This window comes from Spirochaetota bacterium (assembly GCA_026414805.1).
Taxonomy (GTDB): Bacteria; Spirochaetota; UBA4802; order UBA4802; family UB4802; genus UBA4802.
This window is the reverse complement of record JAOAIH010000012.1, coordinates 23356-45934: the sequence shown is the minus strand read 5'-3', so window position 1 is coordinate 45934 and position 22579 is coordinate 23356. Positions and strand designations below refer to the sequence as shown.

20 protein-coding genes are annotated in these 22579 nt (G+C 38.9%); 4 read left to right on the top strand and 16 right to left on the bottom strand.

The annotated features are described in order from the left end of the window. Nucleotides 1-86 precede the first annotated feature (86 nt). Nucleotides 87-689, top strand: coding sequence for a SagB/ThcOx family dehydrogenase (locus tag N3F66_04165; protein MCX8123341.1), 603 nt, complete (start codon nucleotides 87-89; stop codon nucleotides 687-689). A gap of 24 nt (nucleotides 690-713) precedes the next feature. Here the strand turns inward: N3F66_04165 and N3F66_04160 are convergent, their stop codons facing one another. Then, a complete protein-coding gene (locus N3F66_04160) occupies nucleotides 714-914 on the bottom strand; it encodes a DUF2892 domain-containing protein (GenBank protein MCX8123340.1) in 201 nt (66 codons plus the stop codon). Between the two features lie 228 nt (nucleotides 915-1142). Here N3F66_04160 and N3F66_04155 point away from each other — a divergent pair, with 228 nt between their 5' ends. Next, nucleotides 1143-3104, top strand: a complete 1962-nt coding sequence (locus N3F66_04155) for a SpoIIE family protein phosphatase (protein MCX8123339.1) — start codon at nucleotides 1143-1145, stop codon at nucleotides 3102-3104. A gap of 11 nt (nucleotides 3105-3115) precedes the next feature. Here the strand turns inward: N3F66_04155 and argB are convergent, their stop codons facing one another. The 9 genes from argB to N3F66_04110 form a co-directional block, all read right to left on the bottom strand. Further along, nucleotides 3116-3973 carry an acetylglutamate kinase gene (argB, locus tag N3F66_04150; protein MCX8123338.1) on the bottom strand — a complete coding sequence of 286 codons (858 nt, stop codon included), beginning with the start codon at nucleotides 3971-3973 and terminating at the stop codon, nucleotides 3116-3118. Then, nucleotides 3970-5346 (bottom strand): UDPGP type 1 family protein, encoded by a 1377-nt coding sequence (locus tag N3F66_04145; protein MCX8123337.1) that lies wholly within the window; start codon nucleotides 5344-5346, stop codon nucleotides 3970-3972. Before N3F66_04145 ends, argB begins: the two co-directional genes overlap by 4 nt. 149 nt (nucleotides 5347-5495) lie before the next feature. Then, nucleotides 5496-6209 (bottom strand): hypothetical protein, encoded by a 714-nt coding sequence (locus tag N3F66_04140; protein ID MCX8123336.1) that lies wholly within the window; start codon nucleotides 6207-6209, stop codon nucleotides 5496-5498. Nucleotides 6210-6306: 97 nt separating this feature from the next. Then, on the bottom strand, nucleotides 6307-7014 hold the full coding sequence (locus N3F66_04135; protein MCX8123335.1) for a hypothetical protein: 708 nt from the start codon (nucleotides 7012-7014) through the stop codon (nucleotides 6307-6309). A gap of 230 nt (nucleotides 7015-7244) precedes the next feature. Continuing rightward, complete coding sequence (locus tag N3F66_04130; protein ID MCX8123334.1) at nucleotides 7245-8441, bottom strand: aminotransferase class I/II-fold pyridoxal phosphate-dependent enzyme; 1197 nt, start codon at nucleotides 8439-8441, stop codon at nucleotides 7245-7247. A 66-nt stretch (nucleotides 8442-8507) separates the two neighbouring features. Further along, a complete protein-coding gene (locus N3F66_04125) occupies nucleotides 8508-8729 on the bottom strand; it encodes a hypothetical protein (protein ID MCX8123333.1) in 222 nt (73 codons plus the stop codon). Nucleotides 8730-8748: 19 nt separating this feature from the next. Continuing rightward, nucleotides 8749-9699, bottom strand: a complete 951-nt coding sequence (gene glpX, locus N3F66_04120) for a class II fructose-bisphosphatase (GenBank protein ID MCX8123332.1) — start codon at nucleotides 9697-9699, stop codon at nucleotides 8749-8751. Nucleotides 9700-9926: 227 nt separating this feature from the next. Continuing rightward, entirely contained in the window at nucleotides 9927-11093 is a 1167-nt protein-coding gene (locus tag N3F66_04115) for a hypothetical protein (GenBank protein MCX8123331.1), read from the bottom strand. 16 nt (nucleotides 11094-11109) lie between these two features. Continuing rightward, the gene (locus tag N3F66_04110; protein MCX8123330.1) at nucleotides 11110-12336 is read right to left on the bottom strand and encodes a DUF4398 domain-containing protein; all 1227 of its coding nucleotides are present in this window, start codon (nucleotides 12334-12336) and stop codon (nucleotides 11110-11112) included. Between the two features lie 434 nt (nucleotides 12337-12770). On the opposite strand from N3F66_04110, the gene N3F66_04105 reads away from it, so the two are divergent. Next, the gene (locus N3F66_04105; protein MCX8123329.1) at nucleotides 12771-14987 is read left to right on the top strand and encodes a methyl-accepting chemotaxis protein; all 2217 of its coding nucleotides are present in this window, start codon (nucleotides 12771-12773) and stop codon (nucleotides 14985-14987) included. Between the two features lie 189 nt (nucleotides 14988-15176). Beyond that, a complete protein-coding gene (locus N3F66_04100) occupies nucleotides 15177-15743 on the top strand; it encodes an HNH endonuclease (protein ID MCX8123328.1) in 567 nt (188 codons plus the stop codon). Here the strand turns inward: N3F66_04100 and N3F66_04095 are convergent. The 6 genes from N3F66_04095 to murI are packed head-to-tail and all read right to left on the bottom strand — an operon-like array spanning nucleotide 15740 to nucleotide 22573. After that, nucleotides 15740-17665, bottom strand: a complete 1926-nt coding sequence (locus N3F66_04095; protein ID MCX8123327.1) for an aconitate hydratase — start codon at nucleotides 17663-17665, stop codon at nucleotides 15740-15742. The genes N3F66_04100 and N3F66_04095 overlap by 4 nt on opposite strands. Nucleotides 17666-17678: 13 nt before the next feature. Next, the gene (locus N3F66_04090) at nucleotides 17679-18557 is read right to left on the bottom strand and encodes a hypothetical protein (GenBank protein MCX8123326.1); all 879 of its coding nucleotides are present in this window, start codon (nucleotides 18555-18557) and stop codon (nucleotides 17679-17681) included. A gap of 1 nt (nucleotide 18558) precedes the next feature. After that, the gene (locus N3F66_04085) at nucleotides 18559-19308 is read right to left on the bottom strand and encodes a glycosyltransferase family protein (GenBank protein ID MCX8123325.1); all 750 of its coding nucleotides are present in this window, start codon (nucleotides 19306-19308) and stop codon (nucleotides 18559-18561) included. A gap of 16 nt (nucleotides 19309-19324) precedes the next feature. Beyond that, complete coding sequence (locus tag N3F66_04080) at nucleotides 19325-20824, bottom strand: spiro-SPASM protein (protein MCX8123324.1); 1500 nt, start codon at nucleotides 20822-20824, stop codon at nucleotides 19325-19327. Between the two features lie 8 nt (nucleotides 20825-20832). Continuing rightward, complete coding sequence (locus tag N3F66_04075) at nucleotides 20833-21774, bottom strand: peptidylprolyl isomerase (GenBank protein ID MCX8123323.1); 942 nt, start codon at nucleotides 21772-21774, stop codon at nucleotides 20833-20835. A gap of 4 nt (nucleotides 21775-21778) precedes the next feature. Next, a complete protein-coding gene (gene murI, locus N3F66_04070) occupies nucleotides 21779-22573 on the bottom strand; it encodes a glutamate racemase (protein MCX8123322.1) in 795 nt (264 codons plus the stop codon). Nucleotides 22574-22579 lie beyond the last annotated feature (6 nt).

Genomic DNA, 22579 nt, shown 5'->3' with positions numbered 1-22579 from the left:
TGTCTCAATCAAATTATTCTTGAATTTGCCAACTTTACATTTTTATATAAGTACAGTATAACTATCACTTTAAGGAAGGAAAGTTTGTGAATCCAGATAGTATTACCCTCCCACAACCGTTATTTGATGACAATATGAGTGTGGGGTTAGCACTGAAAAAAAGGCGCTCGGTGCGAAATTTTGCTACCACTGCTATCTCTTTATATCAGCTATCGCAAATATTGTGGGCTGCCAATGGATTATCAAGTGGATATTACCGTACTGCGCCATCAGCGGGTGCTACTTATCCTCTCAGTTGCTATGCAGTGATTGGGCAGGTAGAAACAATTGAAAAAGGATTATATCGCTATGTTGTAAAAAATCATAGGTTGCAGCGATTGTTGCCATACGATTTGCGAAGCGCTCTGTGCAGGGCAGCATTACACCAGAAATTTATTGAAATGGCACCGGTGAGCATCGTTGTTACTGCGGTATATGAGCGGACAACAGGGCATTATGGACAGCGCGGTATCAGGTATGTCCATATGGAAGCCGGACATGTTGGTCAGAATATAAGCCTGCAGGCTGTTGCCCTGGGTTTGGGTACAGTTATGGTAGGAGCTTTTCAGGATGAGGTGGTAAAGGAAGTTTTGTCACTAGATAAATATGAAGAGCCTCTCTATATTATCCCTGTTGGCAGGCCCATATAAAGAGACTCATTTGCAATGGTAGTTTTATTTCTTTGTAGTATTGATTTTGAGTGGAACATACAATGGGCAAAAGCTTACCGCACTGGTCAGCAGAAAAACCACAGCAAGGATTCCTAAAATTATTGCTGCGGTACCTGTAATTTGCCCGGTAAAGTACAATACTATAATAGCTATGGCAATTATTGTTCGCACTAGTCTGTCTACTGTTCCCATATTCTTTTTCATTACTATCCTCCTATATTTAAGTATATATTATTATACTAAAATACCAATGGTATGTCAAGTAGCCGATAATTTTTTTCATTAGTACTGAATGTAAAACGTCTGTCCTGAATTATGACAATGCCTTGACATTGATACGTATATTTGGTAGACTTATCAGGTTGAACAAATTGTTTTTACAACTCAAAAGTAAACCTGTGATTTTATATTAAGTATGTGCTGGTATATTTAATGGCTAATAGAACTTCATGTAAAGATGAACAAAATGTAGCAGGATTAGTGCAGATACTTTTAATTATAATTATATATTTGTTGCTACCAGTTGTAGGTTTTGCATATAATTGTGTCCTTAATGATGCACAGCATACGTATGATATTGCTCCCTGTATATATTTCTATGAAGATGCTAGTTCACAGCTTACAGCTGAAGACATTGTAAAAAAAGATATTTTAAGAAAATTTTATCCAAATGCCCAAAAAGTAATCAATAAAGGCTATTCGGCTTCTTGGTGGTGGTTTTACTTTTCTTTGACCAATAATTCATCGAATCAATCATGGGTATTTGATTTGGCTTTTCCCACTTTGGATTATTTTGAGTTATATTCACTACAGGGTAAAACAGTTACTCTTTTAACAACTGAAGGAGATTTGTTTCCATTCAATCACAGGAAGATTTTATTGAACAATTTTGTAGTACCTGTAGCAATAAAAAAAGGAGAAACTCAACAATTTCTTCTGTGTGTTAAAACTACCAGTGAGGTTATCATCCCATTGAAAATACGCTCGCATGCATCACTGCTTGAGCATAGCATAAAAGAGTACAGTGGTCTATGGGTTTATTTTGGGATAATGCTATCCATGTTTTTATACAACCTGTTTTTGTTAATAATTTTACGGGATATCAACTATCTGTATTATATACTTTATGTATTATTTTCAGCATTGAGCAATATCAGCTTTAATGGTATAGCGTATCAGTTTTTCTGGCCTCATTCTCCGTGGTTTCATAACATTTCAATAGTTTTTTTGGGTAACCTGGCAGTTATTTCGTACATGCTTTTCACACGAAGCTTTTTATTAACCGGTACGTTTGCACGTGGGTACGATGTTATAATAAAAGCATTTATTTTTTTAATCATACCAATAATTGTGATTATCCCATTTGTACCTCTTTCGTTTTCAATTATTTGCCTCAATACAATGGTAATAATTGCTTCAATTTTTTCATTCATTGCATGTATCATTGCAGTAATAAATAAATATAAACCTGCTTATTTTTATTTAGCATCAATGCTTGCAGTTGTTGTGGGTGTGAGCCTCATTAGTTTGCGAAATTTTGGTATTCTTCCCGATGTATTTATTACACGATATGGATTTCATTTGGGCACCAGCATTGATGTAATTTTACTTTCAATAGCGCTTGGATACCGCTATAACTTAATTAAAGATGAAAATAAAAAACTAGTGATGCTACAAAATGAAGTTGAGATTGCACAAACAATTTATAATTCAATTGTTCAGACTAGAATCCCCGAATTGCCACATATAGCAATAGAGATAGTGATACTGCAAGCAGAGGAAATTGGTGGTGATATTGCCGAAATTAAGCAAATAGATGATGAAAAAGTTGGAATATTTATTGCTGATATTTCAGGGCATGGCATTCCTGCATCAATTGGTGCTGCAATGGTTAAAATGGCGTGTGCACATGCAAATCAGTTTAAAGAACATCCCGATAAATTTCTCCACTCAATAGAAAATACATTATTAGAAAGGATAGGGAATCAGTTTATAACAGCAGCGTATGCTGTTATTGATACAAAAAACATGATATTACAAACCAGTAATGCCGGGCATTATGCGCTATTGCTGTGTAAAGCCAATAATACAATACTCCAGTTGAGGCCTAAAGGTGGAGCTATTGGTTTTTATCAGAATGCCTTTTTTGAAATTGAAGAGGTAACAATAGGCAAAGGTGATAGAATTATACTATTTACTGATGGTATAATTGAGTCAAGAAATGTAAAGGGGGAGCTGTTTGGAGAAGAACGTCTTATTGATATTATACAACAGTATAATGGTAAGAATATAACAGCACTGAAGAATGAAATAACTGCGGCAGCCTACAGATGGATTTATCCACGAAAAAAATTTGATGACGATTTTACACTTATTATTGTAGAGATAGTATAGATATTCTATCGTTATACTATCTCAGTGCCAATGCCTGCATCCGTAAAGATTTCCAGCAACACCGCATGTTCCACTCTACCGTCAATGATATGTGTTTTACATACACCTTCTTTTAATGCACTCAGGCAGCAGTTCACTTTTGGTATCATTCCACCGGTAATCTTGTTACTTGCGATCAGGTTACCAACTTCCTCTTTGTGCAACGTGGAAACAAGCGTATCATCAATTTTTATTCCTTCAACATCAGTAAGCAGGATTAATTTTTCGGCCTTTAGCGCTTCTGCTAGTTTTCCTGCTGCAATATCGGCATTAATATTGTATGTGACACCATGCTCATCGCATCCAATAGGTGCAATCACAGGGATGAATTTTTCTTTGTCAAGTGTTTCTATTATTAAAGGATTTACCTGTTTTATAGTACCTACCTGGCCAATATCCATCTTTTGACCATTGACATCATGATAAATTTTTTCAGCAACAAAAAGATTGCCATCTTTGCCAGATAATCCCACTGCCTTCCCGCCAGCTAGGTTAATGTAGTTTACTATCTCCTTATTTACTTTCCCTACAAGTACCATCTCCACAATCTCCATGGTGGGAGCATCAGTTATGCGCATACCGCCAACAAAAGAGCTTTCAACACCTACCTGTTTCAAAAGCGTATTAATTTGAGGACCACCACCATGAACTATCACAGGATTTATGCCAACGTATTTTAACAATACCATGTCCTGTGCAAATGAACGCTTGCCTTCGTTGGTTTCCATGGCATGCCCACCATATTTAATTACTATGGTTTTGCCGTAAAATTCTTTAATGTATGGAAAAGATTCAATAAGGGTATTAACTTTTTCAATGTACCGTTTCATGCAATATAAACCTCTTTTTGTTGGGGTAGCGTTAATGAGTTTGGTATATCATCAGGTTCAACAGCAAAGAGTGGGGAAATTTCAATTTTTTCAACAACTTTTGGGATAGAAATATTTTTTTCACTCAACCACGTTTTATATAGATTTATCATTAGTTGCTGAGCTGTTTCAACTGAATCAACGCCTGTTTTATTCTTAACCGGTGCAAACTCTTCTTCACGTTTTGTTTCAAGGATAAAATTGTGTTGGGTTAGTGGCAGTGCATCAAAGACAAACTTTTCAAATTTATAGCCGGTAATATTTTTTTTGCCGTGGGGTGTATACTGCGGTATGGATTTTTTTGCCACATGAAAAGGTAAAGTAATATTGCCCTTTGTAATTGACTCAATGAAGCGTATATTAAACAGATGTATTGCAATGCTTCCTGCAATATACCGCAGATTACCATGCTGGTCTTTTTCAAATTGTTTATCATGTGACAAATCAGAATACTCAACAACACCAACTCTGCCGTTAGAAAATTTTACAAATACGCCTATCTTTTCTTCTGGGTAAGCTTTTTTTAACGTTTTGCTTGAGACCTCAGCGTTGTTTTTGATATGAAACCCAATAAAGACCGGATCAATTATGCGTACCAGCGGGTTATCCACCTGAAAATATGAAAGCACTTCAATTCCCATACCTTGCAGTGTATCAAGGGTACCTGATTGGTATAGTGCTGTTAAACTTCCACCGTGGCCATCGGGATTTTTGAAAATAGAATAAGGTGTTTCCAGAATGAGTTTGCCATGTTCATCAAGCGAGGGGATCATATTTTGCTTGAATATAAAAACCTTGTTTTTATTGAGTTGAAAATAGTTATTTTCTTCAAAGTACGCAATCGTTGCATCATGATTTGCCTGTGATGTCATGATGCACCATGGAATATCAACACCAAACTTATTTTCGTATGCTTTTATCTTTTCGGCGTGTATCTGAAATAATGTTTTGTTACTTACTGGCCCAATAGGGAACATACCCTTTGGCCCCTCAAACCCTAAACGGCTCCCCTGTCCTCCTGCTACCACAAACGCTGCAACCTTAGAAGCTTTAATGGTGTCAATCCCAATATGTTTGGCTTCCTCAAATAATTTTTGCTCTTCAATTGTTTGTGGTAATGGTGTGAAAAAAGCAGGTTCAAAATCCATAGGTATTACATGTTTTTTTGTAAGTTCATACAATTCATGCAACTGTTGAAAATTTATAAGCGATAGCTCTTGCAAAAGATGCTTTTTCTGTTCCTCATTCAAACTGTCCCAGAAGGCAAATACATGCTGGTTGCCTGATTGATACACCTTTTCTATAACATCATTGTAACCTTCAACATATATCATAATAAGGACCTTTTACTATAGTGAGTATTTATTTGTCATAGTAGCAAAATATATCATTATTTCATTAAAAAAGCGTCAAGAGAAATATATGCTCCTAACGCTTAAAATTGTAACAGTGATAATTTCTATGTCAATCTCAGAAGTATGTATTATAAATTAAAGGATTTTACAAGTAATACAGTAAACCCTTTAAATGTATGATCAAGGTTGGGATTATTTGGTTCTTTTTCCAGATAATGTGTTTCAACATATTGCAACCTATACCCCGCTGCTAAAGTAATTGCAACTGAAGGGAAATAATAGGCCAATTGCAGCGATCCATTTGCCCCTATTTCATAAAAATTGATACTTTTTGTGCCTGTTTGCTGGTCCTCTTTTTGGTTCCCTAGTATGTATAACCCAGAAAGATTTGCCAACACATATACATTAGTAAAAACAGGCATGGTAAAGCTTATGCCAGCGCCCGGGCCGGTGGCATGATGTAAGCCATCATTGCCGTTAGTTTTATTATGGTATGCAAAAGCTAAGTACTTTGCACCGGCAAAAACTTTTGTATAGCGATTAATCTGATAATTTAATGCCAGGTCAACATCATACCTGCGCAGTTCCATCTCTTCGGTCCCAACCTGCCATGTGTATTTTTGCGGGGTTGCCAGTGCCACCAATGTACAACTCCATTTTTCATGAAACTGATACGAGATAGATGGCCCAATATATAACACTTCATCCATTTTGACTTTTGCATCATTCCTTTTCACATCCCAGCCAGCATACCAGGTAGAAATGCCTATTCCCATGTCAGCAGCATGTACTGTTGATAATGTAAGAACAAAAAGCACTGTATAAAAAAATCTTAATTTCATTATGCCACTCCTGTAATAAAATTACATATTTAAGAAACTTATGTTGTTGCTTTTTTCAAATTTGTTTTGATATAAACAGTTCATTTGTACAATTATTCTATTCCCAGTGGAAGGATTTTACTATTAAAATGGTAAACCCTTTGAATGTATGCTCATCTTCTTTGGCATAAGGATCATTGGTATCGTATTCTGATGCAATAAGTTGATATCTGTACCCCAATGAAGCTGTTAGCCCTAACGAAGCCGCATAATATGCAATTTGAACTGAAAGGTTATATCCATATTCGGCAAAATCTCTGGATTTATCAGGATCTTTATGATTGCCCCACAGATATAATCCCGAAGCATTGGCAAGAAAATAAAAATTGCTGATTAATGGAAGTGTCAGCCCAATACCACCACCCGGTCCAGCACCCTGGTGATGACCACCGTCAAAGTTAAATCCCAGATATTTTGCTCCCACAAATACCTTTATATATCTGGATAATTGGTAATTTAATGCCAAGTCAACATCGTAGCGGGTTATCTCTGTGGTTTCATTGTAGTCATTTGTCATTTTGTATGGTGAAGGGGTATACAACGCAACCAGTGTAGTGCTCCAGGATGGGGCAAACTGGTATGAAATTGAAGGACCAATATAAACAACAGGATCCATTTTGGTTGTTTTGCTTATTGGTTCATTGGGGTTGTACATCTTCCAGTCAGCATACCATGCTGAAATGCCCAAGCCAAGATCGCTGGGGTACAGTGGTGATATAAGAAATAATATTCCAAATAAAATTATTGATAGTTGTAATATCTTCATATGGGTGCTCCTTTCATAAAATACCCCAACATGAATAAAATGAATCAATTATATGCACTGTATCATATAATGAAAACAATTGATAGTCAAGTTATTTTATCATTTTTTTATGTTCGTACATTCTGGAGTCAGCAATGGACAATAATTGTTCAATATTGATTATTTCTTCATCTTTAGGTATTTCAATTAAACCATAGGCAATGCTCAGTAATGGATGAATTTTTAATTTACTATCGCCCTTTTATTTTTTTCACAAATTCTTCCATGCGGTCCATAGCTTCTTTGAGCTGTTCCATAGATGTTGCGTAGGCACATCGAATGTGATTGTCATAGGCGCTTCCAAAGGCAGTGCCAGGCACAACAGCCACCTTGTAGCTTTTTAAAAGCTGTAGTGCAAAGTCACGTGAGGATAGTCCTGTTTTTGAAATATCAGGGAAAGCGTAGAATGCTCCCTTGGGTGGATGACATGAAAGTCCCATTTCATTGAGGCGCGATGTTACAAAGTTCCTGCGTTTAAGGTACTGCGCTGTCATTTGGGCCACGTCGCGCTTCCCATGCTTTATAGCTTCTATAGCAGCATACTGCGCAATTGATGATGCACATAGTGCGGTATACTGGTGGATTTTATTCATTGCTGCAATAATGGCTTCAGGACCACAAGCATAACCCAGACGCCAGCCTGTCATTGCGTATGCTTTTGAAAATCCATTAAAGTAAATGGTTCGCTCTGCCATGCCTGGGATTTCAATAATGGAAAAGTGTGTGCCGTTATAGGTAATAGCATCGTATATCTCGTCTGAAATGATGAGTAAATTGTTGTCAACAGCAATAGCAGCTATCGCTTCCAGCGTTTCCTTGTTAATAGATGCACCGGTAGGATTAGAAGGGTAGTTGAGCATTATTGCCTTGGTTTTGGCAGTTATGGCTTTTTTGACTGCATTAATATCAATTGCAAACTCATTTTCAAAATGGGTGGCGATAGCAACCGGCGTGCCATGTGCCAGTTTTATTGTTGCTGCGTATGAAACATAACAAGGCTCAAAGTATATGATTTCATCTCCCGGATTACAGATAGCACGAAGCGCTATGTCAAGGCCTTCGCTTACTCCGTTAGTTATCAGAATTTGTGTTTCGGGATTATATTCTATTTTATATTTTGAAGAAAGCATACTTGCAATAGCTTGTCGCAATTCAAGCAAACCTTTGTTTGACGTATAATGTGTATTGCCATCTTTTATGGCATAAATTCCTGCATCCGAAATGCGCCAGGGTGTGACAAAATCAGGCTCACCAACACCAAGCGATATACAATCAGGTGTATTGTAGACAATATCAAAAAATTCGCGAATACCAGAAGGTGGTAGCGTCTTTACATTATCCGAAATGTGATCTTCAATGTTATGTGATTTCACCAGATGCAATTTCATAGACAACTTCCCAAAAAGTAGTTTATATTTAATATACAATATTGTATATATTTTGCAACTAAAATTTTATCTTTTTTCAACACTTTGACTTTCCTGCGCTTCAGGATTGATTCCTGGAATAGGAAAAGTTTTATACAACAGTACGTAGATAATCATAGATGCAATTATTATCATAACTATCGACAAAATTCTAAATTTTCGTAATATAAGGCCTGCAACTGCAATCAATATGCCTGCAATTATCAGCGCTGCAGTTGTATGTTGTAAAATGTATGCTGTAATATTCATAAGTAGCATCCTGTAATATTTAATATACCGGTTTATAATCAAAACGGTGAATTGCAGTAATATAGCGTATAGTGTGGGTTTTAAAGCGCATAACTATTGAGTGGGTCTTTGCCCCTCCAGCCATAAAACGCACTCCGGGTAAAAGTTCTCCATCTGAAATACCGGTGGCTGAAAACATAATGTTTTCACCTTTTGCAAGGTCCGACAGCGTATAAATTTTGTCTAAATCGCTAATACCCATTGATTTTACCAGTTGCCTGTCATTTTCATCTCGGTATACAAACCGTGCCTGCATGTCGCCATCCAGGCATTTAAGAGCAGCGGCAGACAGTATCCCTTCACGTGCACCACCCACTCCCATAAGCATGTCAATAGGCGTTTCATCAAGAGCGGTGGCGATAGCTCCGGAAATATCGCCATCTTTTATTAATTTAATCCTTGCTCCCATTGCCCGTATGCGTTCCACAAGCTCGCGATGGCGCTCCCTGTCTAAAATACATACGGTAATATCTTCAATGTATTTTCCCTTTGCACGGGCAACCCGCTTAATGTTGACCTCAGGTGATTGTGTGATGTCAATGACGCCACGTGCTTCCTTTCCTACTGCTATTTTTTCCATATAGATTGGCGGTGCGGTGAGCATTGAGCCGTGTTCGGCAATTGCAATGGCCGAAATGGTGTTATATCCACCTTGAGCCAATGTGGCATGGCCATCTATAGGGGTCAGAGCAATATCAACCTCAGGATGGTCAGCATGTCCCATAATATTGCCCGGCGACAGAGGCGAGTCGGGGTTGTTTACACCCATTACAATATGCCCTTTGAAGGATACAGTGGAAAACACTTTATACATTGCCTCTACAGCATTTTTAGAAGCAATTGCTTCATCGCCTCTGCCGTAGTAACGGGCAGCCCACAGCGCAGCAGCCTCGGTAACACGGACAACTTCAAGTGCTAAATTACGATCCATAGCATACCCCATTGTAATTGGTTATACATTTTTCCATTCATTGGCATATTTAAATCTTAAAAACCCTTGGATCCTTGCACTACTCTAACCGTGTCAAGAATAGCACACATTGTTAGTATTGTGGTACATTACGGCAATCTATCACTATAACCGTGCATCATGTCTGCAAAAGTCAGTAATGCTGTTATTATCAATAAAAAAAGTCAAAAATTGTCAAATTAATATTATTAAAATAATTTCAGCAACGATGCCACAGTCGCTCTTTTCTGACGCAGATAGGTGTTGCTATAGGGTGAAGTGTGTATAGCAGTTTTTTGTGATATAACGGCATACTGTGATTCAAGTGTAGTGCAGTACCGCTTTGCCTGTGGATCAAGCAGCAGAACTTTTGAATATGGCAATATAAAGAGGCGATTGTACAAAAGGGATGCAATGGAAAACTGGTCTGGTGAAAGGGTTGCCTCATCACTTTCAATGATTGTTTTTATTAATGTATTTTGAGAGCTATCATATACTGTGATAAATGCATTGTGTAAGAAAATGGCAGTGGTTCCTACAACATGAAGTGAAGGATTAAATGTGCCCGATAGCACTTGAAGAGTTTTTTCTTTAGTGAAGGAATACAGGTTGACAGAATATCCACCTGGGAAACCACCCGAATAAAAAGCTATTGTACCTGCACAAAAAATTTCCATAGGAGTTATTGCCGAAAAAATTCTTTTAAAGGATTGTCCTGAAAGCATGTAAACGTCGTAATTACCAGATGAGCCGCTGATAAAAAGCTTGTGGCTGCTATCTAAAAGGACTGTGTTTTCATCCCACTGTGGTGCATGCTCTCTGCAAAGAATTTCTTTTTCCTGGTAACTATCGCACATAACCTGCCGTATGCATGAATTATATTTGTAATAGAATGCATTACCATCCTGTGAAAAAGAAAAATCAACCCCCGCTGATGCAGTGGTAAATTGTGTGGCCTTTTTCTTTGGGATATTTACCATAATCAGCATTGGCTGTGGTATTTTGTGGGTGCTGAAATATTTTACTGCAATATATATGCCGTTTGCAGATGTACGTGCTGCTATGACGGTGCCTTTGAATTGATACACTGTAGTTTTTTTGCGGGTTGTGATGCTACAAACCATGATGGCATTGGTGTTGCCGGTTTCTTTTATATACACAACTTCTTTTCCGTTGAGCCAGGCAGCATAGGCAATGCCAGAATCGATAAATTGAGCGCCAATAGCCTGGTAGTAATCAAGACGTGTAAAAAGCAATCGCTGATATTCGGGGGATGTTGTGGAAATATATATTGAATCAATCGGTATGCCACGAGCACACAGCGCCTGCAGCATTGAAAACACAAATATAATGATATACACAACTTGCATTGGCAAATCAGGGCTCACTTGGTTAATTTAATTTTGTTTTCGCTTCAGTGCTTTCTTGTGCTTTTTCCTTTTCTAATGAAGGAATAACAAAACGCTGGCCCGGGAAGATAAGATCCGGGTCTTTGATTTGATCCTTGTTGGCAATATAAATCAATGGCCATAGCCGTGCATTGTTATATACTTTCAGGGCTATACGCCATAGACAATCACGAGCGTTAGGATTGTACTGAACAATGTATTCTTTATATTCTGGTTTTGGTTCTTGGTTGGCAACTTGCTCTTTTGTTTCTTCCTGCAGTGCTAATGCTTCTTCTTTCTTTTCCATTGCAATTAGAAGTGAGTTGAGTACGGTGATGGCTTGCTGTGAAGCGTCGTATGATGCAATATAATTTTCTTTTGAAAACTGGTCTTGGCTGTTTGCAATAAGCTTTTCAGCTTCAGTAAGCGATTCGGCCATTTCCTGAGATGATTCTCTTTCGCTTACCTGCGTGTAAAGGCTTTTTGCAGCTTCCAATGATTCTAACGCTTTCCCTTTTTCAATGGCAGTTTTTGCCAAAGACAAAGATTCTTTTGCCGCTTGCATTGCTGCGATTGCAGCAACTATATTCTGTTCTTCAAGCTTGGTTGAGGCTTCACTGAGTTTTTGTTCTGCTGCTATCAGTTCGTTTTTTGCAAATTCATCACCACGCTGGGTGCGCAATGAATCTTTTTCGTTTTCCATCACAATAAGTTGCTCTTTGAGTTGTGGAATCATTGCAATGGATTTTGCTTTTGCATCATTTGCAAAACCTATTGCTTCTTTTGATTTTTGAATTGATTGGCGATAGCTCTTATCAGTAGTAAGCTGTGTTGCTTCATTTAACGAGGCAACTGCCTGTGCATATTCAACGCTGGCAAATTCTTTTGCGTTGAGCATCTCTGCCTGCTGCAGGCTTTCAGTAGCCTGTGCAAGCATATCACTTGCATACAGTGGAAGGGATTTTTCTATTGCCTTTTGTGATTCAACCTGTGATTCAACAGACTTTTGTTTGGCATCTTTTATCTTATCTTCTTTAATAAGCGAGTGGGTGTCATATAAATATTGTTTTGCTTTTTCAAGTTCTTCAGGTGCGTATTTTTCAGCTTTTACTTCTTGTGCCTGGGTAATGCCATAGCGTGCCTTGGACATGTCTTTTATTGGGAGGTCTGATGCACAACCTATAGCACCCACAATACAAACAACGGCTATATACAAGGTTATTTTTTTCATGGCGAGTGTCTCCTTAATGTTATGTTTAGTGCATATATTTACTGTACAATACTATAACGGTACAATGAATACTGTATGTAGCATAAAATATCAAGATTTATTTTTAATATTTTTTTATGCGATAGTTATCGGGAATAATTTTTTCATCTTCCCGATTCTTTTTATTTCAATGACAATTGCATAACAGGTGATATCATGTAATTTTTTAAACTTGGTTTGTAGCTTTTTGTTAGCGGGCACAATCATTGGCACATTTACTCATGCTGCCATGTTCTTAAAAGTCAGGGTCTGGTAGTATCAATTATTACCTTTACTTGGAAGAAATTGTGAATAGGTGGGTTTTTTCACTGTCTATGGTGTTACACTTTTACCAGAAGTACAGTACAAGGCAAAGCATAAATGGAAGAAATCCTGTATTTTGGAGGAGGATAATGATGGAAAAAATTATTAAAAGGGCTGGCATTCCACTCAAAAATACTTCCTCAAACTTACAAATACTGGTGGCAGCTTTAGTAGTGTTGCTATGTTCAATCCCATTGCATTTGTATGCTGCAGTACAAATTAATGAAATAGTGCCGGATAAAGTTTTGCTCTTTTTAGATTATATAGAAGATAAAAACAATCAGCTATCGTTCAATGATATTACAGCTATAAAGAAGTGGACTCCAATTGGTAAAGAAACTGTAAATTTTGGATTTACGGATAGTTCATACTGGTTTAAATTTAGCATTAACAATACATCTGAAAAAAAACACACACTTTTATTCAGGATTTCCTACCCTATGATTGATTACATTGAGTTGTACAAGCCCAATGAAAATGGTACATATATACAAGAGTTAGCAGGCGATAGTTTCCCTTTCCATCATAGAGCTATTACGGATGTAGGATTTGTATTTTCACTGGATGTTTTTCCTGGCAACAATACATATTATTACAAAGTAACAACAACAAGTTCATTAAATTTTACCTCAACACTTTTTTCTGTGAAAGGGTTTTTGCGCGAGCTTAATATTGAGCAGCCACTTATATGGATATATTATGGCCTCATGATTATTATGGTAGTTTTTAATTTATTTGTGTTTGTATCCATAAGGGATATTTCATATTTGCTGTATGTATGTTTTATTGCCTCATGGATTTTGTTGCAGATGAGCCTTAATGGGTATGCATTTCAGTATTTGTGGCCTACACAGGTGTGGTGGGGGAACAATTCATTGCCGTTTTTTATGGCATTGACTATTGTAAGCTGTACAGCATTCCTGTTGCGAGCAACTGATATTTTATGGAAAAGCAGGATAATACGCCTAATAAATGTTGTATTCATACTTGTTCCGGGACTTTCAATTGCATTTGCAAGCCTTGCTATTGAGTATAAAGTAGCCATAAAAATTGCAACCGGCTTTACCATATATGCGGTATGTATACTATTTCCAATGCAGGCGTATGCGTTATTAAAAAAATCACGTATTGCACGTTTTTTTGCTGCAGGCTTTCTTGGTTTATCTATTGGTGTGGTGCTGTATGCATTAAAAACATTTGGTGTGATCCCTGCTACATTTGTAACGCAATGGAGTATACAACTTGGTTCAGCATTTGTTGTTCTGTTTTTATCATTTGCCCTTGCTGACAGGATTAATGTGATGCGCAAAGATATTGTCCTGCTATACGAAGAAAAAAAGCTTAGCGAAGCTGAGGCATTGCAAAAGGCGGCACATCTTGAAGCGATAGTTAATGCTGCCAATGTTGTATCAAATGATTTTATTATGGTAAGCAGAGAACTAGCATCAATAAGCCACACTTTTTCTGAAGTTTCGGGCAAACAGGTTCAGATTACAGCACAAATACGCAATGCATTTACCGACTTGAAAGCATCTTTAGATGATTTGCACGTAGCGCTTAAATCACAGAAGGATGAAGGAAAAAAATCACAGGAATATGTCCAAACTATGGAAGAATCGTATGCTGCACTCCAGCGTGAAAACAAACGCTTTTTGCACATCATCGAATCAATTGTTTCAGCAGCCAAAAATGCCGAACACACCCTTACTACAATGATTTCTAATATGAATATACTCCAGCAGGGGAGTCATGAAATTGAACAGTTTGTTGCCGTTATTGATGATATTTCGGATAAAATTAATTTACTTTCATTGAATGCTTCTATAGAAGCTGCACGTGCAGGTGAAGCGGGAAGGGGTTTTGCTGTTGTTGCAGATGAAATTGGCAAATTAGCCTCAGCTACAGCTGAACAATCACGGATGATAAGCCAGCGCGTGATTAGTATCGCAAATGATATTAACAGCAGTGTAATGCTCTCGAAGGAATCAAGTGCTGCATTATCGGATATATTTGCATTAATTGATACGGTAAAAAACGGCATAGTTTCATTTCAGCAGGTGGTAACAAGCCAAAGTAATGAACTGGAAAAAGTGAAACTGCAGGTGCTGCATATTGACAGGCTGGGGGGCAATATTTTAGAGCTATCGCACAAGCTTAACGAAGTAATGGCAAATACTTTAGAATCAGTGAGCAGTATTTCGGCAATGGCAGATGAAATTATAACAACAAACAACAGGATTAAGGAATATTCTCAAACAATAAGCGAAAAATCTGAAAGGCTGTCCATGCTTGTGGGAAGACAAATGTAAATAAAGTTTATCACACGACACCCATACCTGCATCTGTGGTTTTGACACTTCATTTTTTAATGTGAAAAAAAATAATATTTTTTCAACAAATATTGTTGACATACCCTGAACAACAGCTACAATTACGCAAATTTAATGTGAAAGGTATTTATTACCTGTAACGCTACAGATGCGTACAGGTGGTACACCATGATCGAATCTGAGGTATTGGTACTTAATGCAGGGTTTGTCCCCATCCGCATAACAACGGTGAAAGAGGCAATATGCCTGTTGCTGTCTGATAAGGCTGTGCCCGTCGTTGAGGAAGATACTTTTATCCGCTCACCATCAATAGCCATTAAAGTCCCTTCTGTCATTGCAATTCTCAACTACCATCATCTGCCACGACGCAAGGTGGTGTTTTCAAAGCTCAACGTAATCTACCGCGATGATATGCAGTGCCAGTATTGTGGAAAGCGCTTTCAGATGAAACACCTTACCGTTGACCATGTTATTCCACGTAGCAGGTGGGAAGCAGTGACCGGCAAATCCTTGAAGGAAGGCTTTTCAAGCTGGCATAACCTGGTGTGTGCATGTAAATGGTGCAACAACCAGAAGGGCAATAAGCTGGTGCACGAAATTGGATGGAGCCTGCTCCGTACACCGTTTGAACCTGAATATATACCTTATATTGTTGTCACTGCCGAAAAAGCAAAAAAGAAGGGGTGGCTCCCCTTCTGTGGATTCAATGTCAAGGTTGTTGAGATGATCCCTTAATGACGTGTGGTATAGTTAAGAAGACCACCTGCAATGAGTATCTTTCGCTGCCTGTCAGTTGCAAGCAATGTACATTCAATAGTTTTATCATTTATTACAAGTGTTATGGCATTCCCGCTTTCCACCTGCTGTATACAATTGGTCATCTGAATACTATCGCCAACCTGTATTGCATCATAATCAGCTTCATTGTTAAACACCAGTGGCAGTATGCCAAAGTTGATAAGATTGGCGGTATGAATTCGCTCAAACGATTTTGCAATTATTATTTTTACTCCCAGATATGCAGGGCAAATGGCAGCGTGTTCACGACTTGAACCCTGTCCGTAGCTTGCCCCTCCTACAATCACTGTAGCAAGGCCCTTTGCTTTGTTTTCCATGGCACGTTGTGCAAAGGAGCTATCGACAAGCTCAAACACATATTTTGCATACTCCGGGATATTGGAGCGGTATTTTAGGCGCTGTCCTGCAGGCATGATGTGGTCTGTAGTGATTTTATCGCCAACCTTAATACCTACAACAGCATTGATGGTTTGAGGCAGGGGTTGAGTTTTGGGTGGCTCTCCAATGTTTGGTCCGCGGAAAATTGGTTCATTTGACTCAAAAGGTGGAATAATCATTGAGTCATCTATAATAAAGGTTTTGGGCAATTGCACGTTGGGATAATTGCTGGATGGCATGTCTAAAGGATTTACCAGTTTGCCTTCAATGGCCGATAGCGCAGCGGTTTCAGGGCTTACCAGATATACCTTTGCGTCTTTAGTGCCTGACCGTCCTTCAAAGTTGCGGTTGTTGGTTCTAAGCGACACACCACCAGAGATAGGTGCACCGCCATTGCCAATGCAAAAGCCGCAGGCTGATTCCATAATCCGCACACCGCTTTCAATAATGTCAGCTAAATAACCTTCCCTTGCCAGCATCTGTAAAACCTGCTTTGAACCTGGTGCCAAAATGCAGCTTACCTGCGGATGAATCTTTTTGCCTTTAAGAATTTTAGCTACTGTAACAAGATCCTTATATGAAGAATTGGTGCAGCTGCCAATGGCAACCTGGTCCACCTTTAACCCCTTGATTGATTCAACGGTTACCACATTATCGGGTGAATGGGGGCAGGCAATCATAGGCTCAATTTTTGAAAGATCAATTTCTATTACCCTGTCATAGGATGCATTGCTATCGGGCATAATTTCTGTAAAATCCTTCTCTCGGCCCTGTGCTTTCAAAAACTGACGTGTGACTTCATCACTGGGGAAAAGCGATGTGGTAACGCCTAATTCAGCACCCATATTGGTGATGGTAGCTCGTTCGGGAACTGTAAGGCTTTTTATACCGGGGCCAGTATATTCTATCACATAACCCACATTGCCTTTTGTGGTAAGCTGCTTTAGTATGGTAAGAATAACATCTTTTGCGCTTACCCAGGGTTGCAATTTACCTGTTAGGTGAATATTAATAACTTTGGGGCAGGTTAAATAGAAAAGCCCTCCACCCATTGCCACTGCCACATCAAGACCACCAGCCCCAATGGCAATCATTCCAATGCCACCTGCCGTGGGAGTGTGACTGTCAGAGCCAAGTAACGTTTTACCTGGTTTTGCAAAGCGCTCCAGATGCACCTGATGACAAATGCCATTGCCAGCTTTGGAGTAGTAAATGCCAAACTTAGAATTCATTGTCTGCAAATACTTATGGTCATCAGCATTCTCAAAGCCCATCTGCAACGTGTTGTGGTCAACATACGATACTGAAATTTCAGTCTTTACACGGTCAATGCCCATTGCTTCAAATTGCAGATATGCCATGGTGCCAGTTGCATCCTGCGTCAATGTTTGGTCAATGGTTATGCCAATTTCTTCTCCGGGATGCAAAGTGCCTTCTTTGAGGTGTGCTTTCAGAATTTTATAACAAACAGAATCTCCCATTACTATCACCTTTTTATTGAGTAATAATTAATCGTAGCGCATTGATAAAGTTTTTCAGATTTGTCTGAATTGCGTTGATACAGGTGGCAGTATCAGTAAACGCATTGCCTTCATCAACAAAATTTTTTACTATGTTAACAATGTGTGGGATATCTGCTGGGTTATACAATTGATGGTAAAGTTTTAGTGTAGGGTGGGTTAGGGTGTGCGAAAGCTTTTCATGATAGTCTGTTGGATTGAGTATAACACTGTGGCATCCACACAAAAGCGCTTCGTACACAGTGATGCCAAAGTGTGTGATGACAACTTTGCTGCGTGCAATAAGCTCTGCATAGGCACTGTTGATTATTACCGTGTTTGCGTCAAGAGTGTTTCCATTGCTACATACATAGCTACAATGTGGTTTCAGAGCTTTGCACAGTGGACCTGCATCAAAAGTGGAGGCGTAGATAAAGCAGTCTATGTCTTTTGTAATGATGGGTGGTGCATGGAGTAGTGAGGTGTAAAAATTGTAGCCATAAAGAAAAAGCGGCACTGAAGATGTAAAGGTGTTGGCAGTTGTGCCATAAATGTTTGGCAAAAGGTCAATTGCTGCGTGTGCAAGTGTTCGGCCTTGTCCGCAGTCATCGATGACAATAACAGGAGCTATCGCCCTTAAAATTTCTATATCTTCTTTTGATGAATCACGCATGTCCCTTATAATGCAGTGTGTGGTGTGCGGGATACTGTTGGCAAACTTTACGGGAAACCCTTCAGGTGGGCGTATACCAGTTTTATGGAGCACTGTAACAGGTATGGAATTGTGGTAACAGTGGTATGCTAAAAGTAACATCCGCTGCCAGTGTCCCTGCCCTATGTGTGGGCCTGAATCAGTTACAATGGTTATGTTCATATTATTCATGTGATGTCATTGGTTTTTGCTGGATGTGAGCGTTTATTTCAACTAAATGGGGATTCTTTTCAAGGAATGCTATCACGTCGTTAAGTGAAAACACTGTGCCTTTGTACAGTGCGTCATAGATGGTTGATGCCAAAAGGTAATCCTGCTGTGTGTCAACCGTTAATCGAAGTGATGGAAAGGGATTATAATAATCCACTTCAAAATAATCTAACGTATACTTATCGGGATTTTCCTTGATGTAAGGTGTTACATGTTCAAAGTGATATGGCTTTGTACTATACAAATACGCTTCTTCCAGTGCTTGTGATGCAATGACTTCTACTCCGGTGCCAAGCGGCAAATTCTTTATTGCACACAGGTGGGCGTGTGTGTCTAAAGCTCGCTCTATTGCTACTGAAGCAAAGTGACTATCGGTAAATGGATTGTCGGCAGTTATGCGCACAACATAGCTTCCGTTGTATTGCTTAAATGCTAGGTAGTAGCGTTCAAGTACATTGTGCAGAGGACCACGGAAAACATGTGCATTGCATGAAGTTGCAATATCGGCAAGCTCGTCATTATCTTCATCATCGGGAATGGCAACAACCACTGTGGATATATGTTTGATTGCTTGTGCGCGCGTTATTACATGATACAAAAGTGGTTTGCCAGCAAGAGGTAGCACAGATTTTGCAGGCAGCCGTGATGATTGCATGCGTGCCTGTATAATTGCTGTGATAGTGTGCGATTGCTTTTTCTTCATGATTCGGTGCTACCTATCATAGATTGTAGGTATACCATTCGTCACATAAGGAGCAGTTGGGTTTTTTTGCACGATTTTGGCGATAGTCATTTACAAAATGCTCTCTCTGCTTTGCCCATATACTGACAATATCGTCGGTAATAATATTGCCGCGCTTTGCGCTGCCATCAATATCTTGCTTACAAAATGCAACGGTACCGTCACTTAAAATATACAGGTCCTGCCGCAAGTGCCAGCACGGCTTTCGCTGCAGGGGGGTTAAGTCGGCATAACGCCTATCGGTAATACGGCCAATATATGTGTTTTGTTTTTGAAGAATTATCGGAATTTTATACTGTTCCCAGAAATCATAGTAGCTATCTAAAAAGCTCTCGGTTTCATTTATTTTAAGAATTTGCAAATACAGATGGTTGTTGCTTTTATTGTGTGCATCAAGGATTTCTTTTAGTTTGCAGATGTTAGCATGGACTAACGCAAAATGATCAGCATTATGCAGCATTGTATAGCTTTCAGAATTGTGGCCATTGATATTGATAATTGTGGTAACTTTATTGTTTGCAAATGAAGCAAGTGCTGATGCATAGCCTGTATCTGCACTGATGCCGTTTGTTTCAACAACAATGGTATGGATAAGTTCTTCGTTATTACATAGCTCTAGCGCTTTATAAAAGTGAGGGTGCATAAGAGGCTCCCCGCTACCGCCAAAACAAACAGCGTAGGGCGTATTAAATGATCGCATCTTTTCAATAAGTATTTGCAGGGTGGATAGTTCCATTTCGCCATGTTGGGGCGACAGCTCATTGCGATAACAAAACAGGCAATCAAGAGTACACAGCCCGCATAGTTCAACTTCAACATACGATGGAGTGGTAAAAAGTACTTCCGGGTGGCTATCGATAATTTCCTGTAGTGATTCGTACTGTGGCGCCTCTTTGGTAATAGTAATAATGTTGTGCATCACATGGCGATCACGAATGTTAGCAGCCCTGAATTGTACTCTATGCCAGCGCAGGTCAGGTTCTTTATAGTACAGCTCAACATCAAACTGGTTGAGATTGTTTTTTATAATATCGCACAGTGAATCCGTAGTAGTGGGATTTGCAAGTGGATTTTCAAGGGCAGTCTTTGATATAATTTCACAGGCATATCCTGAAGGCAGGTTGTAGGAAAAGGTAAACTCGGATAGATATTTAATATGCGTGGAAAGCATTTCAGAAATTATTGATGGCTGCATAAATGCTGCATCTGCAGGTATTTTGATGATATGCAGCGCGCCGGTTTTCTCAAATATATTGTGCCAGGTGTGCGGGGTGTCAGTAGCAGAATAGGAAATTACGGATTCAGCCTGCTTAAGTTTCCCAACGTATGAATCAGGAACACAGTAATGGAATGAAGTAATGGCAGGCAAAGATTGTAATTTTTGGGCAATTATTTGTGGTATAAATTGCCCATTAAATGTTAATAGAGTGTCATCTTTAATGGAGCTATCGACAAAGATTACTGCGTGTGTATTCACGTGATTCCTTAGCTCTGCTTGTAGTTTTCAAGGTATATTTTAATATCGGATTGTGCCCTGCGGGTTACAATCCATTTTTTAAACTGTTCTCCCATATTTCGCTGGTAAAGCATATTCAAAATTCTATCCTGCACAGTTTCAAATGATGTGGGGCGGGAATCAATGAGCTTCACTATGGCATAACCTGTTTGTGTTTTTATGACTGTTGATATTTCACCGGGCTTTTTCATTCTGAAAACTGTGTTTGCCATATACGGGTCCATTTCGGCAAGCGCAACCCACCCAATGTCGCCGCCGTTCTTGGCGCTGGGATCTTCTGAATACTGTGCTGCCAGCTTCTCAAATTGCTCACCTTTTAAAATACGGTCGCGCACCTGATTTATAAGTTCGTTGGCGCGCTTCTCTTCAGCAAAACTTGAATTCTTTGGTCGTATAACTATCTGCTTAATGTGTACTTCATTACCTAATTTATTTTTATTTTCTTTATACCATTGATATGCTTCTTCCCTTGATGGTGGGGTAACTCCTATTGCAAGTGAAACAAGCATTTCAGTAAGCAGGCTCTGGCGTATTTCTTCTTTATATTCTTCAAAACTTATTCCCTCTTTTTCTTCTACCATCTTTTTAAAAATGTCAAGTGAAGGAATCTTCTGTGATTTCATAATGTTATTAATATGCGACATTACCTTTTCGTCACTTATTATGATTGCCTGTTCTCTGGCTTCCTGTTCAATAAGTGCTCTTTCTATAAGATTATCCAAGATGGAATTGAGTTCCTCAGGCTTTTTTGGGGTTTGTTTTTTTGTAACTATCTGATACCGCCTCATAAGTTCGCTTTGAATTATTGCTGTATCGTTTACAACAGCTATTACCCTATCAAAAGTTTCCCAGGCAAATGTAGGTACGGCTGTAACGATAGTTACAAGTATAACCACAAGTTGTTTTACCATAGAGCTATCCTATAATGAGTTTTTCAATGGGGACATCATGTCCATTGAAGAATAATTTTTTTAAACTTTGCATTGTATCGGTGATATCCGATGCATAGAGCTCTATTGTGCCTGATAAGGAATTATTTGCAAGATTTTTTTTAGTTAAAATTTCTTTTACTTCTTTGGCAATTTCTTCACCGGTGTCAACAAGGTCAAGCTGGGGGTATACATCATGAATAGTTTTTTTTAGTATTGGGAAATGTGTACAGCCCAGAATGAGGGTTTGCATATTTTGCTCTATCATGTGATGCAGATACCGTTGTATGGTTAACCGTGTCACTTCATCTTCAATCCATCCCTCCTCAATGAGTGATACCAGCAATGTGGCATGTTGCTGAATGACCGTAATATCCGGGTTTATGGCATGTATTGCTTTTTCATACGATTTGCTGTTCACTGTTGCCCTGGTACCGATAACACCAATTAAATTGTTGTGTACACGCTTGCATGCTGCCCGTGCACCAGCATTGATAACGCCAATAATGGGGATGGAATTTTCCTGTTGCAGCACTGGGAGCGCTGCTGCTGAAGATGTGTTACATGCAATTACAATCATTTTTACATTACGTGATAGCAGGTATGAAGTAATCTGGCGTGCATACCGAATAAGTGTTTCCTGCGAGCGTGTTCCATAAGGGAAACGGGCTGTATCCCCAAAATAGATGAGATTTTCCCCTGGCAAAAGCTGGTGGATGGCTTTGCATACAGTAAGCCCGCCAATACCTGAGTCAAATATGCCAATTGGTCGTGAATCCATAACTGT